This is a genomic window from Luteimonas campi (assembly GCF_051162505.1).
GTDB lineage: Bacteria > Pseudomonadota > Gammaproteobacteria > Xanthomonadales > Xanthomonadaceae > Luteimonas.
The window spans coordinates 940,649-952,382 of sequence record NZ_JBNWEM010000002.1 but is presented as its reverse complement, the minus strand read 5'-3'; the positions used below and the strand labels follow the sequence as shown (position 1 = coordinate 952,382).

Sequence of the window (11,734 nt, the reverse complement as noted above, 5' to 3'; positions counted from 1 at the left end):
CAGGCGCAGGGCCGGCTGGCCGCGGCTCCGTCAGCCTCTTCGTCGGGGTGACCGTGGGAGCGCGCTTGCGCGCGAAAGACGTTCGCGACCAGGTCGCTCCCACAGGCGCGGGCCGGCTGGCCGCGATTTCGGCCAACCTCTTCGTCGAGTGAAGGTGGGAGCGCGCTTGCGCGCGAAAGGCCTCAACCCTCCAGCCGCTGCAGCACGAAGTGCCATGCCGGCAGCGTCGCCATGGCCAGCATGATGCCGTAGCCGACCAGCGCGGCGGCCAGCCGCGGCGCCATGCGATGCGAGATCGCCAGCGCCGCGGCGGTGACCATGGTCGGCATCGCCGATTCCAGCACCGCCACCTGCCGCATGCCGCCCTCCAGGCCGAGGGCCAGCGCCAGTCCCAGGGCCAGCGCCGGCAGCACCGCCAGCTTGAGCACCAGCCCGAGCGCCAACGGCCCGATCTCGTCGCGCGGCAGGCGCAGCTGGATGGTCAGCCCCACCGCCAGCATCACCAGCATCAGCATCACCCCGGCCAGCTGGGCAAGCGCGGCCGCGATCCATGCCGGCGGCTGCTCGGGCATCAGCGTCAGGCCGAACACCAGCGCCCACACCGGTGGAAAGCGCAGGATGCGCAAGGCGATTCCGCGCGCCGTGGGCGGCGCATCACCGCCGTAGCGCGCCAGCACCAGCAGTCCCAGCGTGGACAGCATCACGAAGGTACCGAACTGGTCGTAGACGACCGCATACGGCAGCGCCTGCGCGCCGAGCAGCGCCTGGATCATCGGATAGCCGATGAAACTGGTATTGCCCAGCATCGTGCACAGCAGCAGCACGCCCAGCTCGTCGCGTCGCAGCCGCATGCGCCGCGCCAGCATGCGCAGCAGTGCCCAGCTGGCCGCGGCCAGCAGCCACGGCACCAGTACCAGGCCCAGCAACTCCGGCTCCAGGCGCAGCCGCGGCACGTACACCATGATCGCCGCCGGGAGGCAGACGTACAGCACCACCAGGTTGAGCGTCTCTGCGGCGCCCTCGGGGAACACCCGCAGGCGCGCGAACAGCATCCCCAGCGCCAGCATGGCCAGCATCAGGGCGAAGGCATCGAAGGCCATGCAGCGGCGGCTTCCGGTGGGGGACGCACATGATAGGGCCGTGGGTCCGGCCGCCATCGGCTGCGGCGCGGCGGTATCGGGCCCGCAACATCGCCAAAAGAAAGGCCCCGCCTTGGCGGGGCCTGTCCTCAACCCTTCACGCACACCACCTGTCGCAGGGTGTGCACCACTTCCACCAGGTCGGCCTGGGCCGCCATGACCGCGTCGATGTCCTTGTAGGCGGCCGGCGATTCGTCGATGACGGCCTGGTCCTTGCGGCATTCGACGTGCGCGGTGGCCTCGCGATGCTGCTTGAGCGTGATACTGTTGCGCGCGGCGGTGCGGCTCATCACCCGGCCGGCACCATGGCTGCAGCTTTCGAAGCTCTCGGCATTGCCCAGCCCGCGCACGATGAAGCTCTTCGCGCCCATGCTGCCCGGGATGATGCCGAGCTCGTCCCTGCCCGCGCGCACCGCGCCCTTGCGGGTGACGAATACTTCCCGCCCCGCGTGCGTCTCCTTCTGCACGTAGTTGTGGTGGCAGTTGACCGCCATCGCCTGCAGCTTGAACCTGGGCAGCTCCGCGCGCATCGCGTGCAGCACACGCTGCATCATCGCCTCGCGGTTGGCGCGCGCGTAATCCTGCGCCCAGCCCACGGCTTCGACGTAGTCGTCGAACAGCGGCTCGCCTTCCATGAAGAAGGCCAGGTCCCTGTCGGGCACGTGGTAGCCGAGCACGCGCTTGCCCAGCTCCTCGCGGGCGCGCTGGATGAAGTAGCTGCCGATCAGGTTGCCGGTGCCGCGCGAGCCCGAGTGCAGCATCACCCACACCGCGTCGCTCTCGTCCAGGCAGACCTCGATGAAGTGGTTGCCGCCGCCGAGCGTGCCCAGCTGCTTCTCCACCTTGTCGAGGCGGATCTTCGGGTGCTTTTCCTTGATGCGTTGCAGCCGCTGCCACAGCCCCGAGTGCGCGAGTGCGGTCTCGACGCTGTCGGGCGTCCTGCGATGTTCGCCGCCCGGGCCGTTGCCGACCGGGATCGCGCGCTCGATCGCCGAGCGCAGGCGCGCCAGCGAGTCGGGCAGGTCGCCCGCCCCCAGCGTGGTGCGCACCGCGGCCATGCCGCAACCGATGTCCACGCCGACGGCGGCGGGGATGATCGCCCCCTGCGTCGGCACCACCGACCCCACCGTCGCGCCGATGCCGAGATGCACGTCCGGCATCACCGCCACCCAGGGCCCGACGAAGGGCAGGCTGGCGATGTTGCGCAGCTGCGCATGCGCCTGGTCTTCCAGCGGCACGCCGCGGACCCAGCCCTTGATCGGGGTCTCGCCTTCGCGATGCAGCCATTCGTAGTTCGAAGTATCCATCTCTTCCATTCCTTGTAAGGCCCCGCGCGTCGCGTCCATGCGACGAACGGGATTGTCACTTGAGTTCCACCAGCTGGCGGACGACGCCGTCCAGGCCGCCGAACACGGTCAGCCGGTCGATCTTCTCGGTCACCTTCTCAAGGGCTTCCAGCTCCTTGAGGCGCATCAGGACCGGGCTCTGCTCGATCAGCTTCGCGGTGTTGAGCAGCGAGCGGGTGGCGTTGGCCTCCTCGCGGCGGCGGATCACGTTGGCCTGCGCCAGCTTCTCCGCCTGCACCACCCCGTTGAGGATCTCGCGCATCTCGCCCGGCAGGATCACGTCCTTGACGCCGACACCCAGTACCTCGATGCCGAGCGCCTCCACGCGACCGCGCACGTAGCCGAAGATCTCCGCGTCCAGCGTGGCCTTGTCGCCCAACAGCTCGTCGAGCGTCCGGGCGGCCACGGCCTTGCGCAGGCCGTACTGCAGCTCGCGGTACACGTAGTCGCCGTACTTCGCCACCTGCGTACGCGCGGCCACCGGATCGGTCACGCGCACGGACGCAGCCAGGTTGACGCGCAGGCTCACCTTGTCGCGGGTCAGCAGCTCCTGGCCGGAGACCTCCATCGACTGCACGCGCAGCTCGATGGTCTCCACCGCCACGTTCTTCCGGAAGTTCCAGAAGGCGTAGCTGCCGGCGCCGAGCACCTCGACCAGCGTGTTGTCGACGAACACCAGGCCCGCCGACTCCGCCGGCACCTCCAGCACCACGGCCACGCGCGCCAGCATGCCGAGCTGGCGCAGGTGGCGGCTCACGTCCGGCACCACGCGCAGGCCTTCGGACAGCGACGCCTTGTCCACATCCACCCGCACCAGGCCACGCCAGTACAGCGCGCGGACGGCCGGCGCCAGCACGTCCTCGAGGCGGCCGTTCTTCGACACCAGGCCGACCTCGTCCATGCCGACGTCGGCCAGCACGAAGGTGTCGGCCAGGCGGTCGCCCAGCGCGGCGATGAGCGCATCGACATCGTTGCCGGCGTACGCCGGGTCGCGGATGTCGTGCACGACCACTTCGAGCTTGTCGCGCCACGCGAACAGGCGGTACACGCCCGGCGCGAGGACGCGCTCGATGCGACGGTTGCGATACACCAGGCCGCGCTCAGCGTCACCGATCACGACCCGACGGATCCAGAACATCATGGGTTTTTCTCCTTGTGAATGGCTCTGGTGATCCGGCTCGCTGGGGTGCGGGGAGCCGGTTGCCGCGTGCTGCCGGCCGCGGAATGCGACCGGCGGAAAAGGTGGGAACGCCCCTGGCGAAGCGCGCGCGGGCGGCCGGTGCTGGCGTGGGCGTCTTCCGCGGACCGACGGTCGCCTCCGTACCGGCTTGCGACCGTTCCTCCCGTTGCCTGCCACCGCCAGGACGCGGTGCCGGAGCGCTCCCCGCTGCGGAGCCCGCCGTCATCGCGATGAACTGCGATGTCTGCGGACCTGCGCACGGGACGTTCCCGGATCGGGCTTGCGCCCTGTTGTGCTGATGACAATCAGCGATCGTTGGAGCGGGATTCGAACCCGCGACACATGGATTAGAAGTCCATTGCTCTACCCGTCTGAGCTATCCAGAGGTCAACGTGCGGGACTCGAACCCGCAACCGACAGCCCATGGCTGTTGCTCTCCCTTTGAGCCAACGTTGTCGCAGCCGGTCCGCGCCGGCATCGGCATACGCCACGGCAGCGCCGCGCGCACCGGGCGGGACACGAGCCCGCACCGCTGTTGCCGGTGGATTCGACTGCGTATTGCCGCTATTCCGGCGGCAATTCATGGCGTCGCATCGCGCCGCGGCCTGCACCGAGGCACCCAGGCGCCGCGCCGTGTGCGGGTGTGAGCCCGCACCGTCGCGTCTCCGCGTCCCTTGCCACGGGCCAGCATGCCCGGATACCTCGGGATCGCGCGATGCACGCGTGTTGCAGATGTCCTTTGCGAACGCCAGAACGAAAAATGCCCCCGGCATGGATCCGAGGGCATTCGCCGTGCCTCGGAAGATCGGGGCGACCGATCTCCCGTGGAGGAGCCGGTCAGGTCAGGGTGACGCCTTCGTACGCGAACCACGCGCGCATCCCCGCATCGCGCTTGCGCAGCGACGCTATGGGGCGGTTGGCGATGTGGTTGCGGAGAGTCATGGTCGAAGGTCGATCAAGGCGTGAAACGGATCGCGTGGATCCGAAGGGTGCGCACCCTACTCGCAACATCACATGTGTGCAAGCGAAATTTCCATCGCGCGACGAACGGTCGCGTGGTCCTTCTGGACGGAGCAGGCCCACGCGCGCCTGTGTCACATCGGGCGATCCGGAAGCTCAGGCGCGAACGACAGACCATCCCCGACGTCGTCGATGCACAGGCGCGGGTTCGCGGCAAGGCGCGTCGGCTGCGCTGCACGATCCGCGTCGTCCTCGACGCTGCCGGACCGGATCCAGCCGCGGCCGGTGAGGTAGTTCACGCTTGTGGTCGTCATTTCGCCCGAGGCACGATGCAGATGCATCTCGTCATAGCCGGCCAGACGCATGCAGCCGCCCTCGAAGCGGAACGTGTACGCCACCTGGCGCGTGCTCCAGGTGCCGGCACTCGCCCAGCTGCGCAGCGCCACAGACCAGGTCCGGTTCGGACGAATGGCCACGGCAGCGGCGGGATCGTTGTCGAGGACATCGTCCATCACCGGCGACTCAGGACGCGGCACCAGGCGATGGTTCTGCATCACTTGCCGCCAGCTGCCGTCGGATTGCGCCAGCGCCGCGACCAGCATGCGCGGATTGGTATCGAAGCGCGCCGGGCCGAGGCCGTCGTTGTCGACCACATTGGCCGGATCGTCCATGCGCAGCACCAGCAGGGCGTCCTCCCGATCGTCGGCATCCAGTCGCCCGCGCGCGAGATGTTCGAGTTTCCAGCCTGAGGGCACGAAACCCTCGGGGCTCCCGGCGCGTTCGACGATGGCGGGATAGGCGACCTCGGGAAGCTCGACGCCACGCCCGGGCACGGGCAGCAGGCAGCACGCGGCGGCAGCGATCAGAAGCGGCGGTGGTGGACGTCGGGCCACGAGGTTCATGCCAACTGCCTCCTCTTTCAGGACGCCGCCGCCCTCCTGGCGCGTGCCCGCAGCACCATGCAGTAACCCGCGGTCACCGCGATGCCCGCGATGACCGCGGCCGATCCAGCCGCGACCGCCACCGGGACCGGCGCGAACGCCCAGAGCCCGGCATAGGCCAGGCCGCTCAACACCATCGACCAGCCGCCTACGCGCTTGACCTTCGCGACCGCCACGCTGGGCGCAGCGGCCTTGGGCAGGCGGTTGCCGATCCAGGCGATCATCAGGCCATTGAGCCCGATCACCACGCGGGTGGCGGTGTCCTGCTCGAAGTAGCCGTGCTTGCGCGCGTAGCTGGCGGCGAGCGCGACGACAATGATGCCGACAGCCCAGGCGATATATCCGGCGAGTTCCCTGTTCATCGCGACGCCCTCTTTCTGCCCGGTGCCGGCACCTTTTCGCCGACGCCGAAGGAGTGGACGAAGCCCATCAGTGCTTCCTCGAGCACCGAGAGCTTCAAATGGTAGATCACGGACTTTCCAGACTTCTCGGCATGCACCAGATCGGCATCCCGCAACACCGCGAAGTGCGCGGACATCGTCGGCTTGGACACGTCGAACTCGGCGCTCAGCTCGCCGGCACTCATCGGACCGCCGCGCAGCAACTGCAGCACGCGGCGGCGGGTGGGGTCGGAGAGGGCTTTGAACACCTGACTCATGATGCGATAGTTAGCTAACTATCGAATTGTGTCAAGTATGCGGGGCGGCCGTTCGTCGGCCGGCGACGCGAGGGCGGTCGTCCATTGCCAAGGAGCTGCGCCGTTCGACCTGGTCGGGCGAAGGTCGCTTGTGTCCGATGCTGAGCCACAGCCCATCTGCAATGGCGAGCCGGCCCGCCCGGTTCCACGGCGCACCACCCCGCACTGCCTCAAGCCACGCTTGTTGTAGGGTGGGGCCACTCGTCAGAAGGGATCCTGGATGCGTGCACTAGGGATGGTGGCGTTGCTCGGTCTCGTGGCATGTGTCGGACCGCGCACGGCGGACGACGGCAGTGGTGTGGCACCCGCAGGCACGGACCTGATTCCGGCGACACCGTCGGGGCAGCAAAAGATGCCACGATCGTCGCCTGATGAACCGTTCGCGGGCGTGTGGCAGTCGTGCGAGGGTGGTGCAGCGTGGCGAGCGGATCTGCGGAACCTGGTCCTACCTCGCGTCTGCGCAGCCCTACGACGGCCGGCTCGTGGCGCGGGCGACATCCTCGACGCAGGCGCGGCGCACGCATGTCTGTGGTCGTCCCGGTGCGGAAACCGATACCGAATGCAGCGAGGGATGGCAGCGCATCGACAGGCCGCTGCTGCTGTGCGACGGCAAGCTCGCGGACCTCGTGGGCGCAAGAGACAAGTGCTTCGCCGACTATCAGACCGCGCACGCATCGCAGGGCGAATTGGACAGACTGCAGGCGGCACCTTGGGTGCAGGAGTGTCTGTCGGGCACTCCGTGAAAGACCCCCCGGAAGAAGGGAGCGCCCCTTTCGAGGCGCTCCATGAGTGCGGCTGGACGGGCCTGTGGGACGCGGTCAGGGCTGCGACGGATTGCCGTCGCGGGCCTTGTCCTTCTTCCGCGCCTTCCAGGCGTCGTACTCGCTGCGGGAGATCGTGCCGTCGCCTCCGGCGTCGATGTCCGCGAACTTCTCCTGCAACTTCGGATGGGCCGCCAGGTCAGCGCGGGCCACTCGCCCGTCGCCCCGGCTGTCGAGCTCGGCGTAGCTCGGCTTTGCCTTCATCCCGTGCTCGGACCCGTGCGTCGCGCCCGTGGCGTCGTGCCGGGTTGGCGGCATGGGCGTCTGGGTGGGCGGCGGCTGGGTGACGGGGGTCTGGCTGGTGGGCGGCGTGGTGTCCTGCGCGAACGCGGTGCCGAACGCCATCGCCGTGGCCAACGTGGTCAGGGCAAGCGTGCGTGTGGTTTTCATGGGGGCTCCTCCCGGGGCGGTACAGCGGGTGGAAAACAGGCGCCCGGCAGGCTCGCCCGGCGCTGGTGCAGCACACCACGGGGGGGCTTTGCAGGACGTGGTGATGCCGCCCGTCCCCCATCACGCGCGCCTTACGAATGCGCCGCCGTGTGGGGACACCCCGGCAGTGGTAGCCCGCCGACTCGCGCCTACCTGGCGCATGCGATCAGTTGCCCCACCCCGGCTCGCATGGCTCGCCCGTAATGCCGTCCATGTCCGTGCCCGGATTTGCGGAGGAACCCCCGCCTCCGTGCGAGACGTCATCCGCGAGCTGTGGGTCGGCCGTCGCCCAGGAATACCTGAAAAGGGCCAGGGCCGAGGCCGTCCCCGCAGGGCCGGCGTGGATCCACCGCATCGCGGGGGTTCACACATCTTCCTGCCATCTGGCGTAACCTGTCTGCCAGATGGCAGGAGATACCCATGTCCGAGTCCATGGAAAAAGTGCTCGAGTACCTGGGCGAGCGGGACGCGAAGCCCGTCGCGACCGGGAAGAAGGCGGCCGGATCGGCCGCAGCCGCTCGCCGCAAGGCTACGAAGGGCAGCGTCGCGGACCTCGCCAGCCGGCGCGCCGCGCGAGGCGCCGCCAGCGCGCCGGACACGGACGGCCTGGTCGTCCGCTACCAGATCCGGAACCGGGCGGTGGACGTGCTCGCCAAGCGGCTGGCGGTGCCGGCCGAGTGGGTGCTGCATGTCTCGGCCATTCCGCCGCGCACCTTCCACCGTCGCCAGCAGCTCGACCAGGCGCTGAGTCCCAGCGAGTCCGATCGCGTGCTGCGCATCGCCCGCATCGCCAGCGAGGCCGAGCGCGTGTTCGGCAGCCCCGACAAGTCCTCGCGCTGGCTGTCCACGGCGCATCCCGTCCTGGGCGCCACGCCCCTCGACCTGCTGGCCACCGATGCCGGCACGCAGGACGTGGAGGAAGAGCTGGGGCGGATCGAACACGGCATCTTCGCCTGAGCATGCGCGCCTACCGGATCTGCCGGGCGGAGCATGTAGCCACCGCACTGACGGGGATCGGCGCCGCAAGCTACCCGGGCCGGTGGAATTCCAAGGGCGTGCACCTGGTGTACACGGCTGGCTCGCATTCGCTGGCGCTGCTGGAGATGCTGGTGCATGTAAACACCCTGCGCGACGTGCCGGACAGGCTTCGCCTGCTGTCCTACGAACTCCCGGACGCGTGCATCCACGACTTGGAGCCGGCGCTGTGGCCCACAGGCTGGGACCGGCTGCCCTACAGCCAAGCGGTGCGTTGCGTGGGCGAGGACTTCATCCGCGCGGGTGCGCACCTGGCGCTACGCGTGCCGAGCGCGATCGTGCCCGGCGAATCCAACCTGCTCATCAATCCGAGGCATGCGGACATCGCGCAGGTGACGGAGGCTGGCAATACGCCGCTGGCGCCGGATCCGCGGCTGTTCGGCTGAGGCCCGAGGCGCCGCTACCGCGTCCTGCGGATCAGTTGCACCACTGCTGTTCGCAGGGCTCCCCATCGTTGTTGCCGTCCATCTGCGTGTTCGGACAGTTGCGGAGAAAGAATTCCGCCTCCGCGCACGAGGTCATCTGCGAGCAATGGGTGCGGCCATCGCAGCGGAATGCGGGCGGGAGGCGGCAACGGCAGGCGCGACGATCTGCGGAGCCGTCCTGGAAGGGCCCCACGGGGGATCACCCGCCGGCGCCCTCGCTGGCGTCGGCTGGACCGCGGACACCTCGGCGCGGCCGGCCATACGGCTCTTGTTCTGATCGAAGCCCACGAGGGCGACGACACCCACGCCAATCAGCATCAGCAAGCTTGTGAGCTTCACGGAAGCCTCCGGACCTTCGTTGATATCACTGCATGCGTGCCCGGATTCGACACGCAACTCGTCCACCCGGCCCATGTCGTATGCCATGGCCTGGACGAGACAGGGTGGACCCGCGCCCACTCCCAAGAGGACCTTCCAAAAATTGTCTCTGACACCACGCCAACGGCGAATTTCGGGCTCGACTATCGGAAGCTCGCTAGCGTCCACAGTACCAAGCTGGGTCTCGCCGCGAGTCCCGGGGCCTCGCGCAGGTTTGCGCACGCATGGAATTCCAGTGAGCGTACTGGCCGGCCTTCCCGGGATCCGGGTCTTCATGTTGCTGGAGCCAGTAGCGGAACCAGTCGAGGTTCCGCTCATAGGCGGCAAGTTTGTGCCGCGGCTCGAACTTCATGTGGGGGGCGGCGGGGAACACGTACAGATCGGCTTGTTGGTCACGCAGCATCGGGATGATGTAATCCAGGGCGTAGATGTATTCCTGCTCCGGCATCTGCAGCAGAACCGGCGCTTCGACTTTGTCCTTGTTATGGGCCAGCGACAGCCGTTTCCATTCGCTCGGCATCTCCTCCGGCGCACCCAACCCCCAAGCCGCGCGCAGTCCGGTTGAAAACCGTTCTCCCTGGAGGCTGCCCATCAGGTGGTACAGCGGGGTGACGGCCGGCGAGGTTACCGAGGCGGCGGCCAGCAGCTGCGATTCAGCGGCCACCCACAATGTGACCTCGCTGCCGAAACTGAAGCCTCCCATTCCCACACGACGGGGATCGACCACGCCATCGCCCGCCAGCAATTCCACTACGCTGCGGATCGCGGACAGGCCTTCTTCGTAACGGACGATCGGATCGGGTTTGTGGGGCAGGGCCGTGATGCACAGGGCCGCGATCCCGGCTTCAGCGAGAGATGCCAACGGCCACTCGTCCCCGGTGCCGCCACGCAGAAACCCGCTGCAGGTGTAGTACGTCACGAAGAGCGAACGCGGGGACGCCGCCGGCCGCCGCGGGAGGAACAGTTGGCCAGTGAACTCTTGGCCATGGGTATCCTGCCAGCGCAGGAACCGGGACGAGATCGCACGTTCGAGGTCGAACGCCAGCACCGCATTGGGGTCGAACAGCACCCGGCGATGTCCAGTATCGATGTCGATCCTCTCCAGACGGGGAGGGCCATCGGCTTCGGCCGCCACGCAGATCATCGCCTCGGCCGACACGCCACAGGTGCTCGACACCTCGCGCCCCCCGTTGACCAACCCACGCGACCTCACCACCTCCGACACGGCACCGGAGTCGACGTTCCATCGGAAGATCGTCTGGGCGCGACCCGCTTCCAGCGCACTCGTCGTGAAGAGCACCTCGTTGCGTCCCGGCCGCCATTGCACACTGGTGATCTCGGCATCCACGCAAGCGGCGGCGGTGCACACGGCGGCAACACCGCCACGGCCGCCATCCACCGACAGCACCGCAGTAGGTTCGAAGTACGGCCCGCCATCGGCCAGGCGGCGCGTCACTGCGGCCGTCCTGTCGCTGCGGAGGTCTCGGATCTCACTCCGGTTCTCCGCCGATGCCCCGGCCCCGGGGTTGGCTGGCTCCGCCCTTGCGGGCGGACCCACCTGGCGACGGGTCCCAGTCTGCAGGTCGACCTCCGTCCAGCGATCCACCACGTCGGCAAGCAGCCCCTCGCGGTCGAAACCGATGCCGGTGAATCGCTGGGTAGCCAGGCGTCCTTCCGCGTAGCCCGATCGAAACAGGCTCTGCCCTACCGGGATCGAGCCGTCGACATGGATGCCACGCTCATACTCGGCCCGCTCAGCCTCGATGATCTCCGCGCGGGTGGCTCCCACGCTGTAACGCAGGGTGTCGCCACCGTCCCCCAGCAGAAAGGCGCGAACGTTCGCCGGGTCACGGGTGACCGGTTCGGCACCCGATCCGTCCGCCGCCGCCCGCCAGACATCGATGTGCCCGTCCAGCAGGGCGAGGTAGTAGATCCACCGGCTGTCCACGGACCACTGGGCGGCGGCGGGCATGGCGCCTCCGGAACTGTTCCGCAGCGGCACCCCTCCCTCCGCGATCCGCCGCGGCGGCGTGACCCCGTCCACGTGCTGGACGTACCAGACCGAGTCGTAGGTGTTCCGCTCGATCGAGGGTTGGTCCATCCGGAAGGCCATCTGCTGCCCGTCCGGTGACACGACCAGCCCGGACAGATCCGCCACCTCCAGCAGGCGGCGTGGCGAGGTTGCTGCCGACCCGGAGCTGAAGAGCACCAGCACACCGGCGAGCAATACGCCAACGATTCCCCGTCGCGGCCAAAGCGTCTTCACCTGCACTCGCTCCCCGCTGCATACCGATTCGATCGACGGATGCCCCAATGCAAAGTCAGCGTCGGTACGGCTATCGCCGCGGACGCCGGCGCATTCGAGGCGCACTTCACTGGCCAT

13 protein-coding genes and 2 tRNA genes are annotated in these 11,734 nt (G+C 68.4%); 3 read left to right on the top strand and 12 right to left on the bottom strand.

What is annotated here, in order from left to right; all coding sequences use genetic code 11:
• Positions 1-182: 182 nt before the first annotated feature.
• The 8 genes from ACQYVW_RS09105 to ACQYVW_RS09070 form a co-directional block, all read right to left on the bottom strand.
• Positions 183-1,100: an AEC family transporter gene (locus tag ACQYVW_RS09105; protein WP_434946752.1), complete on the bottom strand. Its 918-nt coding sequence runs from the start codon at positions 1,098-1,100 to the stop codon at positions 183-185.
• 128 nt (positions 1,101-1,228) lie between these two features.
• Positions 1,229-2,446 carry an RtcB family protein gene (locus ACQYVW_RS09100; protein WP_434946751.1) on the bottom strand — a complete coding sequence of 406 codons (1,218 nt, stop codon included), beginning with the start codon at positions 2,444-2,446 and terminating at the stop codon, positions 1,229-1,231.
• Between the two features lie 55 nt (positions 2,447-2,501).
• The gene (locus ACQYVW_RS09095) at positions 2,502-3,623 is read right to left on the bottom strand and encodes a slipin family protein (RefSeq protein WP_434946874.1); all 1,122 of its coding nucleotides are present in this window, start codon (positions 3,621-3,623) and stop codon (positions 2,502-2,504) included.
• A 357-nt stretch (positions 3,624-3,980) separates the two neighbouring features.
• Positions 3,981-4,048: transfer RNA gene (locus ACQYVW_RS09090), tRNA-Arg, on the bottom strand.
• 3 nt (positions 4,049-4,051) lie between these two features.
• A tRNA-His gene (locus tag ACQYVW_RS09085) sits at positions 4,052-4,121 on the bottom strand.
• Positions 4,122-4,759: 638 nt separating this feature from the next.
• Positions 4,760-5,527, bottom strand: coding sequence for a hypothetical protein (locus ACQYVW_RS09080; protein WP_434932607.1), 768 nt, complete (start codon positions 5,525-5,527; stop codon positions 4,760-4,762).
• Positions 5,528-5,544: 17 nt separating this feature from the next.
• The gene (locus tag ACQYVW_RS09075; protein ID WP_434932608.1) at positions 5,545-5,928 is read right to left on the bottom strand and encodes a hypothetical protein; all 384 of its coding nucleotides are present in this window, start codon (positions 5,926-5,928) and stop codon (positions 5,545-5,547) included.
• A complete protein-coding gene (locus ACQYVW_RS09070) occupies positions 5,925-6,224 on the bottom strand; it encodes an autorepressor SdpR family transcription factor (RefSeq protein ID WP_434932609.1) in 300 nt (99 codons plus the stop codon). Before ACQYVW_RS09070 ends, ACQYVW_RS09075 begins: the two co-directional genes overlap by 4 nt.
• Before the next feature lie 410 nt (positions 6,225-6,634).
• Here ACQYVW_RS09070 and ACQYVW_RS09065 point away from each other — a divergent pair, with 410 nt between their 5' ends.
• On the top strand, positions 6,635-7,006 hold the full coding sequence (locus ACQYVW_RS09065) for a hypothetical protein (RefSeq protein WP_434932610.1): 372 nt from the start codon (positions 6,635-6,637) through the stop codon (positions 7,004-7,006).
• Positions 7,007-7,081: 75 nt separating this feature from the next.
• Here the strand turns inward: ACQYVW_RS09065 and ACQYVW_RS09060 are convergent, their stop codons facing one another.
• Positions 7,082-7,474 (bottom strand): EF-hand domain-containing protein, encoded by a 393-nt coding sequence (locus ACQYVW_RS09060; RefSeq protein ID WP_434932611.1) that lies wholly within the window; start codon positions 7,472-7,474, stop codon positions 7,082-7,084.
• A gap of 459 nt (positions 7,475-7,933) precedes the next feature.
• Here ACQYVW_RS09060 and ACQYVW_RS09055 point away from each other — a divergent pair, with 459 nt between their 5' ends.
• Both ACQYVW_RS09055 and ACQYVW_RS09050 read left to right on the top strand, forming a co-directional pair.
• The gene (locus ACQYVW_RS09055) at positions 7,934-8,470 is read left to right on the top strand and encodes an Xre family toxin-antitoxin system antitoxin (protein WP_434932612.1); all 537 of its coding nucleotides are present in this window, start codon (positions 7,934-7,936) and stop codon (positions 8,468-8,470) included.
• Positions 8,471-8,472: 2 nt separating this feature from the next.
• Complete coding sequence (locus tag ACQYVW_RS09050) at positions 8,473-8,934, top strand: RES family NAD+ phosphorylase (RefSeq protein ID WP_434932613.1); 462 nt, start codon at positions 8,473-8,475, stop codon at positions 8,932-8,934.
• Between the two features lie 31 nt (positions 8,935-8,965).
• Here ACQYVW_RS09050 and ACQYVW_RS09045 read toward each other — a convergent pair whose 3' ends face one another.
• The 3 genes from ACQYVW_RS09045 to ACQYVW_RS09035 form a co-directional block, all read right to left on the bottom strand.
• On the bottom strand, positions 8,966-9,070 hold the full coding sequence (locus ACQYVW_RS09045; protein WP_434932614.1) for an excalibur calcium-binding domain-containing protein: 105 nt from the start codon (positions 9,068-9,070) through the stop codon (positions 8,966-8,968).
• Positions 9,067-9,399 carry a hypothetical protein gene (locus ACQYVW_RS09040; protein WP_434932615.1) on the bottom strand — a complete coding sequence of 111 codons (333 nt, stop codon included), beginning with the start codon at positions 9,397-9,399 and terminating at the stop codon, positions 9,067-9,069. The genes ACQYVW_RS09045 and ACQYVW_RS09040 overlap by 4 nt, the downstream gene beginning before the upstream one ends.
• Positions 9,400-9,508: 109 nt before the next feature.
• The gene (locus ACQYVW_RS09035) at positions 9,509-11,734 is read right to left on the bottom strand and encodes an Atxe2 family lasso peptide isopeptidase (RefSeq protein ID WP_434932617.1); all 2,226 of its coding nucleotides are present in this window, start codon (positions 11,732-11,734) and stop codon (positions 9,509-9,511) included.